17 protein-coding genes and 2 pseudogenes are annotated in these 21,898 nt (G+C 73.0%); 9 read left to right on the forward strand and 10 right to left on the reverse strand.

The features are described 5' to 3' along the window. The first annotated feature begins 111 nt into the window (after positions 1 to 111). Complete coding sequence (locus O7616_RS08815; RefSeq protein ID WP_282307567.1) at positions 112 to 1,392, forward strand: thymidine phosphorylase; 1,281 nt, start codon at positions 112 to 114, stop codon at positions 1,390 to 1,392. Between the two features lie 111 nt (positions 1,393 to 1,503). Continuing rightward, positions 1,504 to 2,184 carry a DUF4272 domain-containing protein gene (locus O7616_RS08820; protein WP_278143839.1) on the forward strand — a complete coding sequence of 227 codons (681 nt, stop codon included), beginning with the start codon at positions 1,504 to 1,506 and terminating at the stop codon, positions 2,182 to 2,184. Positions 2,185 to 2,186: 2 nt separating this feature from the next. On the opposite strand, the gene O7616_RS08825 is transcribed toward O7616_RS08820, so the two are convergent. Beyond that, positions 2,187 to 3,140 carry a putative RNA methyltransferase gene (locus O7616_RS08825; protein WP_282306358.1) on the reverse strand — a complete coding sequence of 318 codons (954 nt, stop codon included), beginning with the start codon at positions 3,138 to 3,140 and terminating at the stop codon, positions 2,187 to 2,189. Between the two features lies 1 nt (position 3,141). Further along, positions 3,142 to 3,630: a MarR family transcriptional regulator gene (locus O7616_RS08830; RefSeq protein ID WP_282306359.1), complete on the reverse strand. Its 489-nt coding sequence runs from the start codon at positions 3,628 to 3,630 to the stop codon at positions 3,142 to 3,144. 58 nt (positions 3,631 to 3,688) lie between these two features. Here O7616_RS08830 and O7616_RS08835 point away from each other — a divergent pair, with 58 nt between their 5' ends. Both O7616_RS08835 and O7616_RS08840 read left to right on the forward strand, forming a co-directional pair. Continuing rightward, positions 3,689 to 4,105 carry a PPOX class F420-dependent oxidoreductase gene (locus tag O7616_RS08835; RefSeq protein WP_282306360.1) on the forward strand — a complete coding sequence of 139 codons (417 nt, stop codon included), beginning with the start codon at positions 3,689 to 3,691 and terminating at the stop codon, positions 4,103 to 4,105. A 45-nt stretch (positions 4,106 to 4,150) separates the two neighbouring features. Then, positions 4,151 to 5,224, forward strand: a complete 1,074-nt coding sequence (locus O7616_RS08840) for an adenosine deaminase (protein ID WP_282306361.1) — start codon at positions 4,151 to 4,153, stop codon at positions 5,222 to 5,224. A gap of 5 nt (positions 5,225 to 5,229) precedes the next feature. On the opposite strand, the gene O7616_RS08845 is transcribed toward O7616_RS08840, so the two are convergent. Next, positions 5,230 to 5,565 (reverse strand): hypothetical protein, encoded by a 336-nt coding sequence (locus O7616_RS08845; RefSeq protein WP_282306362.1) that lies wholly within the window; start codon positions 5,563 to 5,565, stop codon positions 5,230 to 5,232. A gap of 460 nt (positions 5,566 to 6,025) precedes the next feature. Here O7616_RS08845 and O7616_RS08850 point away from each other — a divergent pair, with 460 nt between their 5' ends. From O7616_RS08850 to O7616_RS08865, 4 genes and pseudogenes are all read left to right on the forward strand, one after another. Continuing rightward, positions 6,026 to 9,631: a nitrate- and nitrite sensing domain-containing protein gene (locus O7616_RS08850; protein WP_282306363.1), complete on the forward strand. Its 3,606-nt coding sequence runs from the start codon at positions 6,026 to 6,028 to the stop codon at positions 9,629 to 9,631. Then, positions 9,628 to 10,023 (forward strand): annotated as a pseudogene (locus O7616_RS08855) (roadblock/LC7 domain-containing protein); the annotation flags it as partial. The gene O7616_RS08850 and the pseudogene O7616_RS08855, both read left to right, overlap by 4 nt. After that, positions 10,024 to 10,326, forward strand: a pseudogene (locus tag O7616_RS08860) (DUF742 domain-containing protein); the annotation flags it as partial. Position 10,327: 1 nt separating this feature from the next. After that, a complete protein-coding gene (locus O7616_RS08865; RefSeq protein ID WP_088986404.1) occupies positions 10,328 to 10,921 on the forward strand; it encodes an ATP/GTP-binding protein in 594 nt (197 codons plus the stop codon). A 233-nt stretch (positions 10,922 to 11,154) separates the two neighbouring features. Here the strand turns inward: O7616_RS08865 and O7616_RS08870 are convergent, their stop codons facing one another. Beyond that, positions 11,155 to 13,584, reverse strand: coding sequence for a transposase (locus tag O7616_RS08870; protein ID WP_282307568.1), 2,430 nt, complete (start codon positions 13,582 to 13,584; stop codon positions 11,155 to 11,157). 39 nt (positions 13,585 to 13,623) lie between these two features. After that, a complete protein-coding gene (locus tag O7616_RS08875; RefSeq protein ID WP_282306364.1) occupies positions 13,624 to 14,574 on the reverse strand; it encodes a DNA primase in 951 nt (316 codons plus the stop codon). A gap of 160 nt (positions 14,575 to 14,734) precedes the next feature. Here O7616_RS08875 and O7616_RS08880 point away from each other — a divergent pair, with 160 nt between their 5' ends. Next, on the forward strand, positions 14,735 to 15,076 hold the full coding sequence (locus O7616_RS08880) for a helix-turn-helix transcriptional regulator (protein WP_282262652.1): 342 nt from the start codon (positions 14,735 to 14,737) through the stop codon (positions 15,074 to 15,076). 19 nt (positions 15,077 to 15,095) lie between these two features. Here O7616_RS08880 and O7616_RS08885 read toward each other — a convergent pair whose 3' ends face one another. From O7616_RS08885 to O7616_RS08905, 5 genes are all read right to left on the reverse strand, one after another. Continuing rightward, complete coding sequence (locus tag O7616_RS08885) at positions 15,096 to 15,770, reverse strand: permease prefix domain 1-containing protein (RefSeq protein ID WP_282306365.1); 675 nt, start codon at positions 15,768 to 15,770, stop codon at positions 15,096 to 15,098. Between the two features lie 68 nt (positions 15,771 to 15,838). Next, positions 15,839 to 17,674, reverse strand: a complete 1,836-nt coding sequence (gene cydC / locus O7616_RS08890; RefSeq protein WP_282306367.1) for a thiol reductant ABC exporter subunit CydC — start codon at positions 17,672 to 17,674, stop codon at positions 15,839 to 15,841. Then, positions 17,671 to 19,347, reverse strand: a complete 1,677-nt coding sequence (cydD, locus tag O7616_RS08895; protein ID WP_282262649.1) for a thiol reductant ABC exporter subunit CydD — start codon at positions 19,345 to 19,347, stop codon at positions 17,671 to 17,673. The genes cydC and cydD overlap by 4 nt, the downstream gene beginning before the upstream one ends. Beyond that, positions 19,344 to 20,351 carry a cytochrome d ubiquinol oxidase subunit II gene (locus tag O7616_RS08900; RefSeq protein WP_282306368.1) on the reverse strand — a complete coding sequence of 336 codons (1,008 nt, stop codon included), beginning with the start codon at positions 20,349 to 20,351 and terminating at the stop codon, positions 19,344 to 19,346. Before O7616_RS08900 ends, cydD begins: the two co-directional genes overlap by 4 nt. A gap of 18 nt (positions 20,352 to 20,369) precedes the next feature. Further along, positions 20,370 to 21,620 (reverse strand): cytochrome ubiquinol oxidase subunit I, encoded by a 1,251-nt coding sequence (locus O7616_RS08905; protein WP_282262647.1) that lies wholly within the window; start codon positions 21,618 to 21,620, stop codon positions 20,370 to 20,372. Positions 21,621 to 21,898 lie beyond the last annotated feature (278 nt).

Below are 21,898 nucleotides of genomic sequence, written 5' to 3' on the forward strand. Positions count from 1 at the left end.
TGCCCGGCTCCGGGCGGTCAGGCTTGATCCCTCCGCCGGGCACGGTCGGCCCCCGCCCTGACGTGGTCAGCTGCCGTGGGTCGGGATCTGCAACAGACTAGGGAAGATCTTCTGATGAGTTTTGCTGCTGTTGACGTTATTCGGGCCAAGCGGGACGGCGGGGTGCTGTCGGACGCGCAGATCGACTGGGTGGTCGACGCGTACACCCGGGGAGCTGTCGCGGACGAGCAGATGTCCGCCCTGGCGATGGCGATCCTGCTCAACGGCATGACCGGGCCGGAGATCGCCCGCTGGACCGCCGCGATGATCGCCAGCGGCGAGCGGCTCGACCTCTCGGCGGTACGTCGGCCGACAGTCGACAAGCACTCCACCGGCGGTGTCGGCGACAAGATCACGCTGCCGCTCACTCCGCTGGTGGCGGCGTGCGGAGCGGCCGTGCCGCAGTTGAGCGGCCGGGGTCTCGGCCACACCGGTGGCACGTTGGACAAGTTGGAGTCCATCCCGGGTTGGCGGGCCACGGTCAGCAACGACGAGTTCATCAAGCAGTTGGACGACGTCGGCGCGGTGATCTGCGCGGCGGGCGCCGGGCTCGCACCCGCGGACCGCAAGCTGTACGCGCTGCGCGACGTGACCGGCACGGTCGAGGCGATCCCGCTGATCGCCAGCTCGATCATGAGCAAGAAGATCGCCGAGGGCACCGGCGCGCTGGTCCTCGACGTCAAGGTCGGCTCGGGCGCCTTCATGAAGTCCGTCGACCAGGCCCGCGAGCTGGCGCGCACCATGGTCGAGCTGGGCGGCGCGCACGGCGTCCGGACCGTCGCCCTGCTCACCGACATGTCCACCCCGCTCGGCCTGGCGATCGGCAACGCCGTCGAGGTGACCGAGTCGGTCGAGGTGCTGGCCGGTGGTGGGCCGGCCGACGTGGTGGAGCTGACTCTCGCCCTGGCTCGGGAGATGCTCGACGCCGCGGGACTGCCGGACGCCGACCCGGCGGCGGCGTTGCGCGACGGTCGGGCGATGGACTCCTGGCGGGCGATGATCCGGGCACAGGGCGGTGACCCGGACGCTCCGATGCCGAGGGCCGCCGAGGTCGAGGTGGTCCGCGCCGACCGGGACGGGTACGTCGCCGCCGTCGACGCGTACGCCATGGGGGTCGCGGCGTGGCGGCTCGGCGCGGGTCGGGCCCGCAAGGAGGACCCGGTCAGCGTGCCGTCCGGTGTGGTGCTGCACAAGCGACCGGGCGACCCGGTGCGGGCCGGTGACGCGCTCTACGAGGTGCGGGCCGAGGACGCGACGCGGATCCCGGCGGCGTTGGCGGAGGCCGCGAGCGCGGTGCGCGTCGCGCCGACGGCTCCGGCGTCGACCCCGCTGGTCATCGAGCGCGTCGGCTGACCGGAACAAGGGCCGGGGTGGGCGTGGTGCCGGTCACCTGAGAGCGCTATTGTCGCAGGCCAAGGGGGGACACCGGCCGTGCGCCGGCGCGAGCAGACAGGAAGATCCGCCGTGACCGTTGCTGCCCCCGACCCACGTGAGGTGCGCGAGGCGAGCCTGGAGGAGCTGTCCCGGCTCGGGCTGCCGCTGCCGCCGGCCCAGTTCCCGCTGGTGTGGGAGCCGGGTGACGAGATCGACCTGCGCCCCACGGGGGAGATCGAGGCGCGGATCGCCGTTCTGCACCTGATCCTGGCCCGGTGCTTCGGGATGCCCCCGCAGGCGGCGATGAGCTGGCTGCTCGGCTCACACCTGGTGGAGATGGTGACCCCGCCGGAGTGGCAGTTCGTGATGGGCGGCAAGGGCGACCACCGGTCGTTCGTGCTGCACCACGACGCGCTCTTCGCGCTGGCCTGGGTGCTCGGGTTGAGCAAGCAGCTCGACCCCACCCTGGCCGTCGACGAACGGCTGGTCGAGCAACTGCCGCACATCGCCGGTGGGGAGACCTTCCCGCACTGGCGCTCCCGGATCCTCACCGCGCCGCAGCACCCGGCGGACGCGGCGGCTCTGCTCGACCTGCACTACTGCCTGGACTGGGCCTACCTGGAGACCGAGCGCGACGGCCGCCGGGCACCGGGGCTGGTCGACGCGAACGCGATCGGGCAGCGCCGCTGGGCACTGGAGTGGGCGGTGATCCTGCGCGGGCCGTACCACGACGAGCCTCCGGGTTGGGAAGAGGTCGACCTCTCCACCTGAGGTCAGCGGGGTCGGTAGGCGGCCACCCGGACCGCCACCGTCACCCGGACGGGCTCGGGCAGCGCGGCCAGTCGCTCGGTGCGGGAGACCTGATTGGTGTGCCACGCGCTCGGGCCCATGCCGACCAGGCTGGCGGCCTCCGCCCGGGTCAGGGCCAGCTCCGCCCGGTGCCCGGTGGATCCGACCGGTGTGAAGTACCCGCCCAGGGTGGTGGTCACCCGGTCCGCCTTCTCGGGGTCCACCCGGAGCAGGTCGAGCGCGTCCACCAACTCGGCGAGGTGGTCGGCGTCCGGCGTGACCACGAGCAGGGTGCCGGCCGGGTCGAGCACCCGGTGGAACTCCGGGCCGTTGCGCGGTGCGAAGACGTTCAGCAGTACGGCGGTCGAGGCGTCCGCCAGCGGTAGCCGCTGCCAGGTGTCGGCGAGCGCGGCGGCGGCCCGGGGATGCGCGCGGGCCGCGCGACGCAGCGCCGGCTTGGACACGTCCAGGGCCAGACCCACGGCGTCCGGCAGCGCCGCCAGCACCGCGCCGAGGTACCGGCCGGTGCCGGCGCCGGCGTCCACCACCAGGGGGTACGCGTCGACGTCGGGCACCGGGGGCTCGACGCGTACCCCCGGTGTGGTGTCCTTTGCTCTGCTTACCTCCGTGCGACGGTGCCGCCCGGAACCGGCCGACGCGTGGAGACGGCCGACGGCCTCGGTGGCGGCGGTGGCGAGGGCGGCGGAGATGACGTCGTAGTGACCGGCGGCCTGGAAGTCCGCCCGAGCAGCGATCATCTCGGCGGTGTCCCCGACGTGCGGGGCCCGACCGGCGAGCAGGTTGACGTAACCCTGGCGGGCGATGTCGAAGCTGTGCCGGCGCGGGCAGCGCAACGCCCGGGCGGTGCCGGCGGTCGTCTCGTTCAGCGGCTCACCGCAGACCGGGCAGCGCAGTCGGTGCAGGATGCGGGGATCCACGTCAGGTCGCCGGCTCGTGCCGGGGGCGGGGCGTCCGGCCGCCGAGGTGGTCGACGACCCGGTGGGTGAGCGCTCCGAGGGCTTCGATCTCGGCCGGGGTGAGCAGGTCGATGAGGTTTCGACGGACGGCGGCCAGGTGGCCGGGGGCCGCGGCCTCGATGGCCTCCCGGCCGCTCGGGGTGAGCACGACTATCGAGCCCCGGGCGTCGTCCGGGCACTCCTCCCGGGTCACCAGGCCACGTTGCTGCATGCGGGTGAGGTGGTGCGAGAGCCGACTGCGGGACCAGAGCATCCGGTCGGCCAGGTCGCGGAGGCGCAGCCGCCCCTCGGGTGACTCGGAGAGGTCGGAGAGCACGTCGTAGTCGGGCTCGGAGAGACCGCTGTCCTGCGTCAGGTCCCGGGCCAACTCCAGGTCGAGCAGGCGACGCATCCGGCGGTAGCCCCGCCAGGCGCGGTCCTCCCGCTCGTCCAGCCACCGTGGCGCGTCCATGCCGCCAGCCTACCCGGATCGTTGACATGTCATCGAGCTGCCCCCTACGGTCGATGACATGTCAACGAATTCTCTCTGGCGGCTCTTCGGCGAACGCGGGCGCGGGGTCCTGGTCACCCTGCGCCGGGACGGCCGACCCCAACTGTCGAACCTCGACTACCTGGCCGAGCCGGGGCTCATTCGATGCTCGACGGTCGGCGACCGGGCCAAGGCCCGCAACCTGCGCCGCGACCCCCGGGCGAGCTTCCACGTGACCACCGGCGACGGTGGCGCGTACGCGGTCGCCGACGGCACCGCCGACCTCACCCCGCCCGCCGCCACCGAGGACGACGCCACGGTGGAGGAGTTGGTCGAGGTCTACCGGCGCATCCGTGGTGAGCACCCCGACTGGGCGGAGTACCGGGCCGCCATGGTCGCCGACGGCCGGTTGGTCATCCGACTCGCCGTCGAACGCGTCTACGGCTGGCCCGGATGAGCGGCCTGGTCGGGTGGACGGCGGCCGGCTGACTAGGGTCTGAGCATGGTCGCAACAATCCGGTACGAGGACATCGTCAAAGCTCCGAAGGCACTGCTGCACGACCACCTCGACGGCGGGCTGCGGCCGGCGACAATCGTCGACCTGGCCGCCGAGGTGGGCCACGAGCTGCCCGCCACCGACCCCGAGGCGCTGGGACGCTGGTTCGCGGAGGCGGCCGACTCCGGTTCCCTGGAGCGCTACCTCGAGACGTTCGCGCACACCGTGGCGGTCATGCAGACCGCGCCGGCGCTACGGCGGGTCGCCCGCGAGTGCGCGCTGGACCTGGCGGCCGACGGGGTGGTCTACGCCGAGGTGCGCTTCGCCCCGGAGCAGCACCTGGAGCATGACCTCAGCCTGGACGAGGTGGTCGAGGCGGTGCTGGCCGGGTTCGCCGAGGGCACCGCCCAGGCCGTCGAGGCGGGCCTGACCATCCGGGTGGGCACCCTGCTCACGGCGATGCGGCACGCCGCCCGCTCCCAGGAGATCGCCGAGTTGGCCGTGCGGCACCGGGACGCCGGGGTGGTCGGCTTCGACATCGCCGGTGCCGAGGCGGGCTTCCCGCCCACCCGCCACCTGGACGCCTTCGAGTACCTGCAGCGGGAGAACTTCCACTTCACCATCCACGCCGGCGAGGCGTTCGGTCTGCCCTCGATCTGGCAGGCGATCCAGTGGTGCGGAGCGGACCGGCTCGGCCACGGCGTGCGGATCGTCGACGACATCGCCCCCGACGGCGCGCTCGGTCGACTGGCCGCGTACGTCCGGGACAAGCGGATCCCCCTGGAACTGTGCCCCTCGTCGAACGTGCAGACCGGTGCGGTGCCCTCCATCGCGGACCACCCGATCGGCCTGCTGCGGGACCTGCGCTTCCGGGTGACCGTCAACACCGACAACCGGCTGATGAGCGGCACCTCCATGTCGCGGGAGATGTCGCTGCTGGTGGACACGTTCGGCTACGGCTGGAAGGAGTTGCAGTGGTTCACCATCAACGCGATGAAGAGCGCCTTCATCCCGTTCGACGAGCGGCTGCGCATCATCGATGAGGTGATCAAGCCGGCGTACGCCGAGTTGCTGGCCTGACCGCCTCAGCCGTGCGGGTGGCCGGCGAGCAGCCCGGACACCCGGCGCAGCACCTCACGGGCGCGGGCCGCCTCCGCGCCCAACCCGGTCTGCCGACGCAGGACCGCGGGCTCGGCCCGCAAGAGTGCCACGCCCCGCCGGACCAGCACCCGGGGAGCCTTGCGCTGTTCGGACAGATCGCGGGCCAGCCGACGGAGGAAGGTCGCCCCGCGCGGGCGGCGCAGCGCGTACGCCCCGGCGAGCAGCCCACGGCGTCGACACTCCTCGACGATCTCGGCGGCGAAGATCCCTTCGGCCACGAAAAGTGGCGATCCGTCGACGTCGAATGGCCGGGTGGCCACCCTTCGGTCCGCACCGATCGCATAAACCGGCACTTCGGCTCGGCCTTCGCGAGCTAGACGAGCAATGATTTCCACCGCTGTCGAGGCGTCCCAGGACTGGGGGGATTCCCAATCCACCTGGCCGTTTCGTCGCGGCAACGTAGGGTCATCGCCGTCTTTGTAGAAGTCGTCCAAGCACAGCACGGGCAACCCGGTTTGCTGCGCTATGTACGACTTTCCGGAGCCCGAAGGGCCGGCGAGCAGGACAACACGGTGCGGATGTTCCATTACCTTCAGTTACTCCGGCCAGACGGACTGCTATCAAATCGCATCAACATCTCATCACACCTTCGGTCGGGGACAACCTGGGCTTTCTTCTTGCGGACCGGCGTGATGGAATCTCGGGGGTCCGACCCGCCGGGTCGGTCGCTGGGCGTTGCCCGGGGCAACGCGTTGAAGCTGTAATCGCGAGGGCGGTGTTGTGAGCAAACGGCCAAAGATGGCGGGCTCCCTCCTGTCACGGCTGCGCCAGCCGGCCAGCCGGCTCGGGGACATGCCGATCTGGTCCAAGCTCGGTCTAATCATGATCGTGCCGACCATCGCCACGGTCGTGGTGGGCACCAGTGGTCTGGTCGACCACGTGGAGACGCTCAACAATGCCAACCGGGCCGGCGACCTGGCGAACCTGTCGAGCTACTCCGGTGACCTGGTCGACAGCCTGCAGGACGAGCGCACCGCCGCCGTGCTGCTGCTGGGCGCGGACGGGACGCAGCCGACGGCGCAGTACCAGGAGGCCTACAACCGGGTGAACTCCCGGGTGGACCAGGACGCGATCCCCTACCGGCAGCAGCGGGCCGACATCGAGGACCTGCCGGGCAGCCTGGAGGGCCTGCTCGACGGCATCGACCAGAACCTGCAGGACCTGTCGGGCATCCGCAGCCAGGTGTTCAACGGCAAGCTCGCGCTCACCGAGACCGTGCAGGCGTACGAGGGTCTGATCAGCGACCTGCTCGCCATCCGCGACTCGGCCACGCAGCTCGCCGGTGACAACGACCTGAGCGACCGGATGCGCGCCGCCGCGGCGGTCGCCCGGGAGAAGGAGTTCCTCGCCGTACGCCGGGTCGTGGTGCACCGCGCGCTGGGTGTGAAGGGCGGGAAGCGCCTGACGCCGGCGCTGCGCACGGACTACATCGCCAGTGGCACCGGCCAGCAGCAGGCGCTGCAGAGCTTCAAGGCCGTCGCCACCCCGGACGACGCCAAGTTCCACGACCAGACCGTCGCGGGTGGCGACCGTCGGCAGGCACAGAACTACACCGGCTGGATCGACGGCAACACCACCGGCGACATGCGGGGCGCGCCGTTCGGCCCGGACCAGTGGGAAGCCGCCATGACGGCCAACGCGAAGCTGATCCGCACCGTGGAGACGCAGCTCGACAGCCAGGTGGTCAAGGAGGCCGAAGCCCTCCGCTCGGACGTCCAGCGCCAGGTCTTCCTGGAGACCGGTCTGCTGCTCAGCATGCTGCTGCTGGCGATCCTCTTCGCGTACCTGGTCGCCCGGTCCATGGCCCGTTCGCTCCGCGAGCTGCGGCAGGGTGCCCTCTCCGTCGCCCAGTACGGCCTACCGCAGGCGGTCGCCCGACTGCGTGACCCGCAGGTCGTCGGGCAGCTCACCCCGGTGCAGCTGGCCAACCAGATCGCCGAGCCGCTGCCGGTCCGCAGCCGTGACGAGTTCGGCCAGGTGACCGAGGCGTTCAACGCCGTCCACCTGGAAGCCGTCCGCACGGCCGCCGAGCAGGCGGCACTGCGCGCCTCCGTCGCGACCATGTTCGTCAACCTGGCCCGCCGTTCACAGATCCTGGTCGACCGCCTCATCGGGCACCTCGACCGGCTGGAGCGCGGCGAGGAGGACCCGGACCGGCTGGCCGAGCTGTTCCAGCTCGACCACCTGGCCACCCGAATGCGCCGTAACGACGAGAACCTGCTGGTGCTCGCCGGTGCCGACTCCACCCGTGTGCAGCGGGAGCCGGCCGCGCTCATCGACGTGCTGCGCGCCGCCCAGTCCGAGGTCGAGCACTACACCCGGATCGAGTTCGGCGTCATCGACCGGGACATCGAGGTCGCCGCGCACGCGGTCAACGACCTGGTGCACCTCGTCGCCGAGCTGTTCGACAACGCCACCGCGTTCTCCCCGCCCGACTCGCAGGTGATGGTCGAGGCCCGCCGGGTCGGCGACCGTGCCTCGCTCTACGTCGAGGACCGCGGCATCGGCATCAGCGCCGACCAGCTGCACGACCTCAACGAGCGGCTCGCGACGCCGCCGCAGGTCGACGTGGCCGTCTCCCGGATGATGGGCCTGGTCGTGGTCGCCCGGCTGGCGTCCCGGCACGGCGTACGGGTCGAGCTGCGCCCCGGCTCCGACCGCGGCACCGTCGCCGACGTGACCCTGCCCACCTCGGTGCTGGTGCCCAGGGCGCTCTCCGGTCGGGTGCAGCAGCCCCCGGCCCTGCCCGCCGTCGGCAACCCTCAGCAGAACGGGCCCGCCCCGGTCTTCGGCGCGCTGCCGGCGCTGGGCAACGGCCCTCGCCCCAGCGAGTCCGGCAACCAGGTCACCCTCGGCGGTCGCCCGTTCGAGCCCGCGTCGCGCAACGGATCCGGCACCCCGGCCAACGCCGGTGGCTACCGCTCGATGCCCGCCTGGTCCGACCTGACCGGCGCGGCCGGGACGAACGGCGTCAACGGTGGCGACGGGTTCACCCCGCGGCCCGCCAACGGCCAGGGGATCGACCCGCTGCCGCAGCGTCGCGCCGGAGATGACGGCCCGAGCACCGGCCAGCAGCCGTCGATTCCCCGGCAGTTGCCGAGCAGCCCCGAGACGCAGCCGTACTCGGCGCCCCCGGTCTCCGCGCAGCCCTACTCCGGTGCGCCGGTCTCCGCCTCGCCGGCTTCGGGTCAGCCCTACTCCGGCCAGCCGTACTCCGGAGCTCCGTACACCGGTCAGCCGGTGTCCGCCGCCCCGGCCTCCGGCCAGCCGTACGGCGGTCCGCCGGTGTCCGCCTCGCCCGTGTCGGCGTCGCCGGCGTCCGGTCAGCCGTACTCGGCGCCGCCGGCCTCCGGCCAGTCGTTCAGCGGGTTCACGCCCCGGTCGGCTCCGCCCGCGCCGGCCGCCGGAGCCCCGGCGCCGCCGGCCTGGCCGCCGGTGCCGAACGGCGACCGGGACGCCGCGACCCCGCCGGTGCCCGAGCGGCTCGCCGCCGCTCTGGACATGACCACCGAGCTGCCGCGAGTGCCGCGACCCGGCGAACAGCCGTCCGCCGCAGCCGCCCAGCCTCCGGCTCCGGCCCAGCCTCCGGCCCCGGTTCCCGCCTCGGCTCCCGCTCCGGCTGCGCAGAGTCGACCGGCTCCGCAGCAACCGCAGGCGCAGAACCGCCAGCGGTACGCGGACGAGACGATGGAGCTGCCGATCTTCCGGGAGCTGGAGTCGGCCTGGTTCCGTACCCGCCGCCCGGGTCCGGAGGAGGGCGCCGCCGGTGCCCAACCGGCGAAGAACGGCGACAACGCGACCCAGCAGTTCGCCACGGTCGAGGCCACCGGTCAGGCGGTCCACAAGACACCACCCGGGACGACAGGTAACACACCGATGGCAGACACTCCGACGGCCGGAGGAGCGCCGCGGGGCAACGGCTCCACAGCAGCTGAGGGCGGTCGCCCCAGCCTCGCTGAGAGCCTGCCGAACCGCCGGCCCCAGCCGCAGACCAACGGCTGGCAGACCGCGGCCGACGACGGCTGGCGTGCTGCCTCGGCAGCCGCTGACGCGGTGCCGGTGAGCGAGACCACCACGACCGGTCTGCCGAAGCGCAAGCCGATGGCGCAGTTGGTGCCGGGTGCCGTGGAGAAGCCCACCACCTCGGTCCAGCGGCGCTCCCCGGAGGCGGTCCGTGGCCTGCTCTCCGCCTATCACCGGGGCGTGCAGCGAGGGCGTAGCACCTCGGACAACCCGACCAACCCGGAGGCGACTTCGGGTGGGCAATCCTCGCAGTCTGGCTCAGGCCCGGTGGCCGGGAGCGGGCAGAAGGAGCAAGAAGGATGACAACTACTCAGGATCTTGGTTGGCTTCTGGCCAACTTCGCCGACCGGGTGCCCGGTGTCGCGCATGCGGTCGCCGTCTCGGCCGACGGCCTACTCCTGGCGTCGTCACGGGATCTGCCGCGCGACCGGGCCGACCAGCTCGCCGCGATCTCGTCGGGTCTGGTCAGCCTGACCCAGGGGGCAGCGCGCTGCTTCGAGGGAGGCGCGGTTTTGCAGACCGTCGTGGAGATGGACAATGGCTTCCTGTTCCTGATGTCCATCTCGGATGGCTCGTCCTTCGCCGTGCTGGCTGCTCGCAGCTCCGACGTGGGCCAGGTCGGCTACGAGATGGCGCTGCTGGTCGACCGGGTCGGTGACGCGCTGACCCCGCAGCCGCGTGCGGCTGCGGGAATGCTCGACATCGCGCTGGAAGCGCTCGTCGAGACGACGGTGCGCGGTCGCGCCGCTGCCAACGGCAACGGCGGCCAGGGCCGCGAACACCAGTACATCGCCGCGCTGTGTGACGGACGCGTGCAGTCGCTCGCGGAGATCGCGGCGCGGATGCAGCTCCCGCTCGGTGTGGCCCGGGTGCTCATCGCCGACATGGCGACGGACGGCCTGGTCGCGGTCCACGAGCCGACCATCCTGGACGACTCCGACGACGCGGTGGGCACTGAACTGCTGGAGAGGGTGCTGAGTGGACTTCGCAGGCTCTGACATGTCGCACCGCCCGCCGAACCCGGGCGGCCGCGTGACGTCGGCGAAGATCGTTATCGCCGGTGGGTTCGGCGTCGGTAAGACGACGCTGGTCGGCTCGGTCTCGGAGATCACGCCGCTGACCACCGAGGCCATCATGACCTCGGCCGGCGTGGGCGTCGACGACACCCGGCAGGTGCCGGGCAAGTCGACTACCACGGTGGCCATGGACTTCGGCCGGATCTCGATCGACCGAGACCTGATCCTGTACCTGTTCGGTACGCCGGGTCAGACCCGATTCTGGTTCATGTGGGACGAACTGGTTCGGGGTGCGATCGGCGCGGTCGTGCTGGTGGATACTCGCCGGCTGGCCGACTGCTTCGCGGCGATCGACTTCTTCGAGCACCGACGCCTCCCGTACCTGGTGGCGATCAACTGCTTCGACGGGATGCAGTACCACGACCCGCAGGACGTTCGGGACGCCTTGGCGATCTCCAGCGACGTGCCGGTGGTGGCCTGCGACGCCCGTAACCGGGAGTCGACGAAGCACGTGCTGATCTCGCTGGTCGAGTACGTGCTCACCATGCGCCGTACGCGCGCCGTCGCCCCGGCCTGATCGGGACGCCGTACGCCCGGTGGTGGCTCCGGCCCCCACCGGGCGCGGCACTCTGCGCGCCCCACGCCGCTTCCAGAGAGCCTTGGAGCTGTCGACCCCCGGCACCCTGTGGCCGGTAGCTCTCCGGGCTCTTCAGGAGGCGGCGTTGTCGCGTCCTGGCCTCCCTTGCCCCCCACCACACATGCGACAGCGCCCCCGGTCGACCGACCGGGGGCGCTGTCGTGTGTAGAGGGTCAGGACTGGTAACCGGCGGAGCGGTACTCGTACTCCCGGTCGTCGTCGCGGTCCCCGTGGTCGCGGCTGAAGTCCCAGCCGCCGGCCGCCTCGCGGCCGGGCCGACCGCCCACCGCGAAACCGCCGATCTCCTGACCGCGACGCCAGCCACGGAAGTAGCCGGTGGTGTTCTCCGCGAGGCTTGCCGCATCGCGCACTATCCGCAGTGGACGCTCCTCGCGCAGCGGGGAGCCCGGGACCAGATTGGCCTGTGGCACGCGCTTCGGCAGCCCGGCGTTGGTCTCGGCGCCCACCGCGGGACGGGCGGCCTGTTCGGCGGCCTGCCAGCCGGTGTCGGCAGTGGTCGACCAGTCCAGATCGGACTCGTCGGCGTGGCCGACGAACCACGCCGACTTGGCCTGCGCGAAGATCAGCAGGTCACCGTCGCCCTCGTCGGCGACCGGCGGTGGCCGGTGCTCGACCGGCGGTGGCCGGTGCTCCATGGGCGGCGGTCGGTGCTCCATCGTGGGTAGTGGCCGGTGCTCGGCGGCGCGGTCGGCGCGAGCAGCCGCTCGGCCGCCGCGAGCAGCCTGCTCCCGGTCGACCAACCGCAGCGGGGGCGTCTCCAGGTGCGGCTCCGTGGGCGGGTTGAGCCCTTCTCGCAGCGCGCGGTCGGCCAGCGGCGGTGGCTCCACCAGCCGCAGCATGGGCGGCTCCTGGGGCAGGTCGTCGGCCAACCAGGGCGGGGTCACCCGACCGTCGGCCCGGCCCGGGTCGGTGGGGGCGTCGATACCGCGCCCGCCACCGTACGGGTAGGCCACCGGGTTGTTCGGCGAGCTGTCGGCCGGGTCCTCCGGGTTGTTGACCAGCGGCCAGTTGGCCCGGGACCCGGGGGGAGCGGCGTCCTGACCGGGCCGGGGGATCGGCACCGGGATGCTGAGGTCGGTGGCGCTGAACCCGCCGGTCGGCGGCTCCTCGACCGGGCGTTGCAGGTGGCTCGGCCGCTCGCCGTTGGTCTTCGGGCGGGGCGGGATGACGGTGCGCTGCCGCTCGGCCCGCGCGCTGTTGATCGCTGCGGTGGTCAACGTCGGCCGGAACGGCTCACCGGCCTCGGCCGGAGGCACCGTGCCGCGTTGCGCGGGTGCGATCGGGGTGATCCCCGGCGGCGGAGGTGGCGGCGACGACACCGGCCGGTTGGTCGGGCCGTCGATCCGGCTGGGCGCCGGCTCGGTGCGACTGGGCAGTGTGGACGCTGGGGGCGTGGCCGAGGCGGCCGGAGCCACCGGCGCGGGTGCGACCGGCGGAGGCGTGACCGGAGCCGGTGCCGTCGGCGGAGGCCCGAGTGGGCGGGGCGACGCCACCGGAGTGTTGCCGGGAACCGGCTCGGGACGGCTGCGTCGACCCACGGCGGGGGCGGGCTCGGCGGGCGGCGTGGGCCGGACCGAGCGCAGCCCGGCACCGGTGCCGGCGAGCCCGGTCAGCTCGCCGACCGGCTCACCGCGACGGGCGGCGGCACGGCGGCCGGGCGCCTGGGCAGGCGTGGTCACCCGGGAGCCGAGCGCACTGACCAGAGCCTCACACCCCGCGTCGCAGGCGCGGACGGAGGCGACGGCCTGCCGGACCGTCTCGGCCACCGCCGAGGTGAGCGCCCGGTTGACCGCGGCACGTCGGGGCGTCTCGGAGATGGCGACCCGCAGGGCGGTGACCGCCTCGTTGATCTCCTCGGCGTCGGCGACCCCGTCGGCGGCGAGATGCGCGGCGATGGCGTCGGCCGCGACCGACACCTCGCGACCACGGGCGACGGTGCCGCCGAGCATGCCCGGCTCGGGCAGCGCGTCGAGCACCGCCAGCGAGACCGGCTCGGCCGGGTCCGGGTATGCCCGCAGGGCCGCCGGGTAGAGCTCACGGAGGACCTCGCGCAATGCGACGGCGGCCGAGTGTCGACCACTGGCCAGCGCGGCGTGCGCGGAGAGCACCTGCTTGTAGCCGGCGAGATCCCGGGGCGCCGGCAGGGTGACGGCCGAGAGCGCGCCCGCCTGCAACGCGCGGGCCAGGCCGACGGCCCGTCGTTCGGCCGGAGGCGACTGCATCTCCTCGAGGGAGTCGTCGTCGGCGAACCGCTCGGCGAAGTCGTCCACCGAGTCGTCGTCGGCGATCGCCAGGGGTCGACCCGCCGCGCTCAACAGCGAGATGACCGTGTGGTCGTCGCTGTCGGCGGCGATGGCCGCACCGCTCGGCCCGCCCGACCGCTCCACGAGCAGCGCGACGAGCTGGGCGTAGCCAGCGGCGTCGTCGCCGATCTCGCAGACATGCAGCAGACGGCCTGCGTCGTCGACCACAGCGGACGTCAGCGTCGAGCCGGCGGAGGCCGGTCGGTCAGCCGGATCCGCCGAGGCCAGACCGCAGTAAACGCGCACGAGCGCCACGGCGTCGTCCTCCTCCCGGGACAGGTCTTTCCTCTGCCAGCAACTGATGCTCCCCGGTACGGGTCAGTCGCGCCAGTCCACCACCGCAGAGATCTTGCCGACAATGGTGCGCCAACCCAAACTCGCGGTCTGCGCACCGATCTTCTTCAGCCGCCGCCGACCCATGAAGGCGCCGATGCCACCGTTGGCGGTGGCGCGCAGCGCCTCGTCCAGATCGTCGAGGCTGGAGCCGGCAGAGAGCATGTCCAGCACCGCAGGCAGCCGCAATGCGTACGAAAGGTCACGAGCGACCTCGCCGGCCTCGATCAGAAGGGTCGAATCCCAGCTGTCGTGACCGCCGCGCAGGTTCTCCACGACGAGGTCGAGCTCGTAGGTGTCCTCGTCGAGCGGCACGATATCTGCCGGCTCCACCCGATCGGACAATTCATTCCAGCTGTCCAGTTGGGACAGATCGTTGGGAGCACCGGACCGGATGAAACTGACCAACGACTCGGGCGTCTTGAACAGCAGCAGCTTGCCCTGGTTGCTGAGGAAGACCGGCACCTCCTCGTCGCCGGCCTCGTCCTCGTCGGCCTCGTCCTCGGTGTCGTCGGTGTCGGTGCCGGCGGCGCGGCGGCGCGTCGACTCGTCCTCGTCGCTGTCGGCGAACTCGGCGGCGACCTCCTCGTCGAGGATGACGACGGTCTCGTCGTCCTGCTCCTCCTCGATCACCTGGCGGCGGGCGAGGAACGGGTCGTCCAGGTCCCGCTCGGTGACGTCGGTCGGGGTCAGCGTGTTGGCCGGCCGGTACGCGCGCAGCGTGAAGCCGGTGCCGGCGGGGAGGGCGATCTCCACCGGATCGATGCGCAGCTCGTCCCAGAGCGCACGGTCGACCGGACCGGCTGGGCGGTCGGTCTCCTCGATCTCGTCTGGCTCGGCCGCGCCGGTGGTGTCGTCGAGCTCGGGCTCGTCGGCGTCGGGCCGTTGGGGCGACTGGCGGGCCACGCTGACCTCCGTGTGCTTCGGGTTGCCCACTCGCCGGGGTCTCCGACCGGCGAGTGACTCTGGGCACATACCCTAGTCGGCGGACCTGGGTGACCGATGCCCGCACCCCGGTGGCCGCTCGGCGCACGGATCCGACCTGCTGGTTGCGGGCGCTGGCGAACCGGCCGTTCGACAAGTAGCGTAGCTACGTATGAAGGCCCAGGCGTTGCACGGCCACCTCGACGCTCTGCTGCTCGCCGTCCTCGAACAGGGCGCGCTGCACGGCTACGCCATCATCGAGGCGCTGCGCGAGCGCAGTGACGGCAGCCTCGATCTGCCCACCGGCACCATCTATCCGGCGTTGCGTCGCCTGGAGCGCGCCGGGCACGTGGCGAGCACCTGGAGCACCGTCAACGGCCGGGAGCGACGGACGTACCAGCTCACCGACTCCGGTCGGCGGGCGCTGGCCGGGGAACGCGCCGGTTGGCACGACTTCCAACTGACCGTCGGCCGGTTCCTGGGCCCCGGCGACACGCCCACCTCCCCGGCCTGACGCCCAGGCCGGGCGTGGCTCAGCGGGCGACGGCCAGCAGCCAACCGCGTACCGCCCGGGTCAGCGAGAAGTAGGCGCCGCCGACCAGCACCGCACCGATGATCATCGGAGGCCAGCGCAGCGCGGCGTCCCAGAGGTTGACCGACCAGCCGAAGAGCGCGCATCCGGCGAGGATGGACAGCGCCAGCACTCCGGTCAGGCCGACGCCCACCGCGCGCTGCGCCCGGGCCAGGGCCGGCCGTGGCGACCGGGCGCTGGCCGCGACCACCAGCAGACCGGCCACCGCGAGCAGCAGTGCACCCGCCCAGATCCAGTCGACCGAGGTGGAGAGCAGCAGGTAGCCGGCCGGAGGGCGTGGGCCGTCGGTCCAGCTCGCCCCGTGCCAGGTCAGATCACCGGCGACCATCCCCACCCCGGCGATCGCCAGCATCCGCAGGGACAACCCGCGCAGCGCACCGGTCGCCAGCTCGGCCTGCCAGGAGGGCAGGAGCTGCGCCGGCGAACCGAACTCGACGACGGCCCGGCGCTGCGCCTCGGTAGGCGGCACCCCACTCTCGCGGTACGCCTCGACAGCATCCAGCAGCCCGTGCCGGGCCTCGGTCAGCAGGTCGGACTTGAGTCGCGCCGGCCCCTGCAACCGGGCGGCCAACTCCCGCAGGTGCTCGTCGACCAACACGTCCTCACGGTGCGGCATGACCCCACCCTGCCATGCCGAACCCGCCCCCGACGTCGGGGAGAACCCTGGTCCGTCCCCGAGCCCGGTCAGGGAGCGAGAGCCAGGTAACCCCGTTCGGCAGCGGCCTGGAGCAACCACTGGTCGCGGTACCAGCCCGGGACGGCGACCAGTTCGGCGTGCCGACCGCGCTGGATCACCCGGCCGTTGTCGAGGACGACGATCTCGTCCAGCTCGGCCAGCCCGCTGAGCCGGTGGGTGATCAGTAGCACCGAGTGCGTGGCGGGCGTGGCGGCGAGAGCGGACGCGAGTACCGCGTCCGCCGCGGCCGGATCCAGACCTTCGGTGGGCTCGTCGAGGACCAGCACCGGTGGCGCGGCGAGCAGTGCTCGGGCGAGCGCCAGGCGTTGCCGCTGGCCACCCGAGAGTTGCCCGCCCTCCTCGCCGACGAGCGTGTCCCAACCCGCCGGCTGGGCGCGTACCCACTCCAGCAGACCGGCTGCGGCGGTGGCGGCGGTCAGCTCGTCCTCGTCCGCACCGGCCCGTCCGAGCAGCAGGTTCTCCCGCACGGTGGCGTGGAAGACGTACGCCTCGGCGAGCAGGCCGCCGACCGCCCGGGGCAGTGCCTCCTCGGCGTACGCCGAGAGGTCCCGGCCGTCGACGGTGACCCGGCCGGACACGGGCCGGACGGTGCCGGTCAGCACGGCGGCCATAGTGCTCTTGCCGGCGCCGCTCGGGCCGACCACGGCGATCCTCCGCCCGGCGGGCAGGTCCAGGCTGACGCCGTCCAGGGCGGGCGCCGCACCTTCCCGGTACCGCACTGTCACGTCGACGAAGCGCAGCTCGTGCGGCCCGACCAGCTCGGTGGTCGCATCGGGGGGTGGGGGAGCCGGCGTACCGGCGTCCAGCAGGGCGGCCACCCGGGCCAGGCCGGGCCGCAGCTGCGTCCACTGCCGCGCGGCCGTGACCAGGGCCAGCGTCACCTCGACGGCGGCCAGCGTGCCCACGGCCAGGACACCCACCAGCACCCCGGACACGTCGGCGGCCAGCGCGGCGAGCACCACCGCCGCCGCGGTCAGGCCGGCGGTCAGCACGCCGGCCGCGTCCACCGCGAACCCGGTGGCGGCCAGCCGTCGCTCCAACCGGGCCAGTCGGTCGGCGCGCTCCTCGGCGGCGCGCAACGCGACGTCGGTCGCCCCGAACGCGGCCAGGTCGGCGGCGCCGTGGGTGAGGTCCACCGCGTCGGTGGCCAGTGCGCCGCGCAGAGGCGCCACCTGGGCCGCGCTGCGGCGGGTGACCGCGGTGGCCAGCGCGGGCAGCGCCACCCCGGCGACCAACACCCCGACGGCGAGCACCCCGGCGGCGGACGGTGAGATCAGCGCCGCTCCGGCCACCGCGAGCACACCGACCAGGGCCGCCGCCGCGCCGGGAACCAGCACCCGCAGCAGCAGATCCTGGACGGCCTCGACGTCGGAGACCAGGCGACTCAGCACGTCCCCCGACCGGTGCGTGGCGTCGCGGCGGGCCGCGAGGGTGGCGAAGACCCGGGCCCGGACGTCAGTGATCATGCGCAGGACCGCGTCGTGCCCGGCGAGCCGTTCGGTGTAGCGGAACACGCCACGGCCGATCGCCAGTGCCCGGACCGCGACGATCGCGACGGTGAGCCGGTCCAGTGGGGGCTGCCCGGCGGCGCTCATCAACAGCCAGGTGGCGGTGGCCATCAGGGCCAGCCCGGCGAACTCGGTGGCGGCGGCGAGCAGCCCGGCCCCGACCAGCCGACCGAGGTACGGGCGGGCCAGGCGCAGCACGGCCCGCTCGGCGGCGGCCCGGCCGCCCGGTGCGGCGTCGGTGGCGGCCCGCCCGGGCGGTGCCGGGTCGGCGACCGGCGTCGCGTCTGCCGGGCCCGGCCCGGGTGGCGCGCTCATCGGGTCGCCTTCCCGGTCGGCTCGGGGGTCAACTCCGTCACCCGGCCGTCCTCCACGCGCAGGATCCGGTCGGCGTCGGCGAGCAGCGCGGGCCGGTGCGCCACCAGCAGTGCGGTCCGTCCGGCGACCAGGCGGCGGGTGGCGTCGAGAACCACCGCCTCCGCCGCCGTGTCCAGGCGGGCGGTGGGTTCGTCGAGCAGCACCACCGGAGCGTCCCGCAGAAACGCCCGGGCCAGCGCCACCCGCTGCCGTTGGCCGCTGGACAGCCCGTGCCCGCGCTCGCCGAGCAGGGTCTCCAGGCCGTCCGGTAGGCCGGTCACCACGTCGTCCAGCGCGGCGTCGCGCACGGCGGCGGCGAGTGCGTCCGGAGGGGTGTCGGGTGCGCCGAGCTGGATGTTGTCGGCCAGCGAGGCGGCGAAGAGGTGCGCCCGCTGCGGCACCCAGGCGAGCTGTCGGCGCCAGGCGTCCGGGTCGGCGGTGGCGAGGTCGACTCCGCCCACGGTGATCCGGCCGGTGGTCGGGGTCACGAAGCCGAGCAGCAGGCCGAGCAGGGTGCTCTTGCCGGCGCCGCTGGGGCCGATGACGGCGATCCGTTCGCCGGCCCGGATGGTCAGTGTGACGTCGCGCAGTGCGGTGGTCCGCTCGTATGCCACGGTCACCCCCTCGAACCGGATGTCGCGCCGGGCGTCCGGCACGGCGGCGCCCTCGGCGGCCCGGGGTGTGGCCGGCGCGGCCGAGACGGTCAGCGCCTCGTCCAGCGCGGCGAGGCCCTCCATGCTCGCGTGGAAGCGGCTGCCGGCGGCCCGCAGCGGCAGGTACGCCTCCGGGGTGAGCAACAGCACCAGCAGCGCGGTCTGCAGGGCCAGCCCGCCGCCGAGCAGCCGGATGCCGACCGGCACCGCCACCAGGGCCACCGAGAGGGTGGCGACCAACTCCAACACCAGCGCGGAGAGGAACGCGATCCGCAACGTCTTCATGGTGGCGACCCGGTGGCCGTCGGCCATCCGGCGCACCACGTCGGTCTGTGCCCGGGCCCGCCCGAACGCCCGCAGCGTGGGCAGCCCCGCGACCATGTCCAGGAAGTGCCCGCCCAGCAACGAGAGCCGCCGCCACTGCCGTTCGGTGGCGGCCTGTGCCTGCCAGCCCAACAGCGCGCCGAAGACCGGGATCAGCGGCAGGGTCAGCGCGATGATCACCGCCGAGCTCCAGTCGGCGAAGACGACCCGGGCCAGCACGGCCACCGGCACCGTCACGCTGAGCACGAGCTGCGGCAGATATCCGGTGAAGTATGCGTCCAGCGCGTCCAGCCCGCGACCGGCCAGGGTGGCCACCTCACCGGCCCGTTGCCCGGCCACCCAACCGGGCCCGTGTCGGCCGACCGCCCCGAGCAGGTCGGCCCGCAGTGTGGCCTTGACCGTGGCGGCGACCCGCGCCGAGACCGTGCCCTGCGCCCAGACCAGTGCGGAGCGGGCGGCGACCGCGACCACGAAGGCGCCCAGCGCCGGCCGGTCGAGCCGACCGTCGAAGGCGGTGGCCAGCACCGCCGCGAGGGCCGTGGCCTGCGCCACGATCAAGCCGGCGGCGAGGACGCCCAGGAGCGCGAGCACGGCGAGGTCGCGCCGGGCCGCAGGGACCCGGCGCAGCAGACGCCTGTCGAACGGACGGCGCTTCACCAGTACACCGGTGCCCTACCGTCGGTCCGTCCTCGAAAAACCCACCAGCACATCGCCTGGAAGCCTAGTAGGGCCGGAAGGAGCGGCAGCGCCACCCAGCCGAGCAGCCGCAGCGTCGGTGCGCTCGCGGCGGCGTCGGCCACGGTCAGCGACGCGCCGGGGTCGGTCGTGGACACCAGCACGTAGGGCCAGAGGGCGGCGCCGACCAGCACCACCGGCAGCGCCAGGGCCGCGCCGGTGGCGATCAGAGCCCACCCCGGCCGCCGCCGCCCCAGCGCCGCGCGGGCCACCAGCAGCGCCACCACGAGCAGCATCGGCAGGAGTACGGCGACCGCCGGCCGCTGGACGGCGTCGCGTACCCGGGCGGAGAGCAGACCCACGACGGTGGCCAGGGCGATCGCGGTGAGCGCCACCGGCACCAGTCGGCGGGCCGTGCGGCCGACCACGGCGGCGGCCTCGGCCGGTAGGCGCAGGGCGAGGAACGTCGCGCCGTGCACCGCGACCAGCGCGACCATGGCCAGCCCGACGGCCGCCGCGAACGGGGTGGCCAGGTGCGACACCCCGGCGACGTGCCCGTCGGCCTGCCGGGGAACGCCCTGCAACAGCGCGGCGAGCACCACGCCCCAGCCCAGTGCGGCGAGTGCGCTGCCGACCATCACGACGCGGTCCCAACGCGCGCGGACCCGTTCGTCGTCGGGTCGGCTGCGCAGCTGCACCCCGACGGTGACCAGGATGACGCCGACCAGCGCGCCGACGACGGCCGGATAGCAGCCGGAGAGCAGCTCACCCTCCAGCATCGGGAACGCGCCGAAGAGGATGCCCACGGCGGCCACCAGCCAGACCTCGTTGCCGAGGAAGAACGGGCCGAGCGCGGTGAGCGCCTCCCGCCGCCGCGCCGCTCCGCCGCCTCGGGCGAGCAACAACCCGACGCCGTAGTCGTAACCGGCGAGCACCAGGTAGCCGGCGAAGAAGAGGCCGAGCAGGGCGTACCAGGCGAGGTCCACGGTCTTCTCCTCAGGTACTCAGACGAGGGCGGGTTCGGGATGGGTCGGCTCGTTCGGGGGCGCGGGCGGGCGGCCGAGCGCCGGATCGGCCGCGCCTCGGGCCGCGTGCCGGGCGAGCAGCACCCAGTTGGTGACGGCGAGGGTGCCGAGCAGCAGGCTGAAGCCGATCAGCGAGGTGAGCATCACCGGCGCGCCGACCGGGGAGACGGCCTGCTCGGTGGGGAGCAGCCCGTACGCCACCCAGGGCTGGCGGCCGACCTCGCGGGCGATCCAGCCGAGGATCACCGCGACGAACGGCAGCGGCAGAGCGAGCAGGACCAGCCAGAGCGGGAAGCGCAGCCGGATGATCCAGTCGCGGAAGAGCAGGGGGAGCAGCAACCACACGCAGCCGAGGGTGAACCCGATCAGGATCATGAAGCCCAGCCCGACGTTGGCCAGCACCGGCGGCGTGTAGTCACCGGGGCCGAAGCGGGTGGTCCATTCGGCGATCAACGCCTGGCCCTCGGGGCCCTGGCCGAACTTGGTGGGCTGCACCGCACCGACCGGGCCGAACTGGGCGAACCCGAAGCCCTGCACCATGCTGATCGCGAACGCCGAGGTCACCAGACCGATCCGCAGCGAGGTGCGGAACAGTGCGAAGTCGGGAGTGCGCCGGATCAGGTGCCAGGCGCTGACCGCTGCCATCAGCATCCCGCCGACCAGCAGCGCGGCCGAGACCACGTGCCCGAACGCCATGCCGAGGCTGGGGTTGGTGAGCAGCGCGCCGAAGTCGGTGAGGTGGGCGATGCCGTCGCGTACCTCGTAGCCGACCGGGTTCTGCAGCCAGGAGTTGGCGACCATGATCCAGAACGCCGAGGCGTACGCGGTGATCGCCACGCCCCAGAGCAGTGCGAGGTGGACGCCCCTGCGGAGCCGGTGCCAGCCGAAGATCCACATCCCGAGGAACGTGGATTCGAGGAAGAACGCCACGAGTGTCTCGATGGCCAGTGGCGCGCCGAAGACGTTGCCGACGTAGCGCGACAGGCCACTCCAGTTCAGCCCGAACTGGAACTCCATCACGATGCCGGTGGCGATGCCGAGCACGTAGTTGATCACGTAGAGCTGGCCCCAGTAGCGGGTCAGCCGCTCCCACTTCGGGTTGCCGGTGAGCACCCAGGCGGTCTGCATCGCGACCAGCAGAGTGACCAGCCCGAGCGTGACGACCACGAAGAGAAAGTGGATCGAGGTGGTGGTGGCGAACTGCAGGCGGGCGAGGAGCAGGGTGTCCATGGCCGGCTCTCCGTAGTGTTGGCTCCCTTGTCGTAGCCACCCTACACGTAGTTTCTCTACACGTCTGTCTACTACGCGACGTCGTAGGCAAGTCTACGACATGCCGTAGTAGTTGTGGGGTGGGTGGATCGAGCGCGATCTTGTGATCAGCGGGTGGCGTTGCGGCGGCGGCGGCGCGGGCGTTGCGGTGCAGGGGCGGCGGCGGCGGCGCGGGCGTCGCGGCGCGGCAGTGCGGGGCGCAGGGGTGCGGTGCTCGGGCCCAGGCGACCCCGCGTCAG

This window comes from Micromonospora sp. WMMD964 (assembly GCF_029581455.1).
Taxonomy (GTDB): Bacteria; Actinomycetota; Actinomycetes; order Mycobacteriales; family Micromonosporaceae; genus Micromonospora.

Bases quoted from the DNA above. Each gene is read 5' to 3' on its own strand.
- O7616_RS08885 (WP_282306365.1), bottom strand. From the start codon at position 15,770: ATGCCGCACCGTGAGGACGTGTTGGTCGACGAGCACCTGCGGGAGTTG.
- cydC (WP_282306367.1), bottom strand. From the start codon at position 17,674: ATGAGCGCGCCACCCGGGCCGGGCCCGGCAGACGCGACGCCGGTCGCC.
- O7616_RS08830 (WP_282306359.1), bottom strand. From the start codon at position 3,630: ATGGACGCGCCACGGTGGCTGGACGAGCGGGAGGACCGCGCCTGGCGG.
- O7616_RS08865 (WP_088986404.1), top strand. From the start codon at position 10,328: ATGTCGCACCGCCCGCCGAACCCGGGCGGCCGCGTGACGTCGGCGAAG.
- O7616_RS08835 (WP_282306360.1), top strand. From the start codon at position 3,689: ATGTCAACGAATTCTCTCTGGCGGCTCTTCGGCGAACGCGGGCGCGGG.
- O7616_RS08880 (WP_282262652.1), top strand. From the start codon at position 14,735: ATGAAGGCCCAGGCGTTGCACGGCCACCTCGACGCTCTGCTGCTCGCC.
- O7616_RS08905 (WP_282262647.1), bottom strand. From the start codon at position 21,620: ATGGACACCCTGCTCCTCGCCCGCCTGCAGTTCGCCACCACCACCTCG.
- O7616_RS08840 (WP_282306361.1), top strand. From the start codon at position 4,151: ATGGTCGCAACAATCCGGTACGAGGACATCGTCAAAGCTCCGAAGGCA.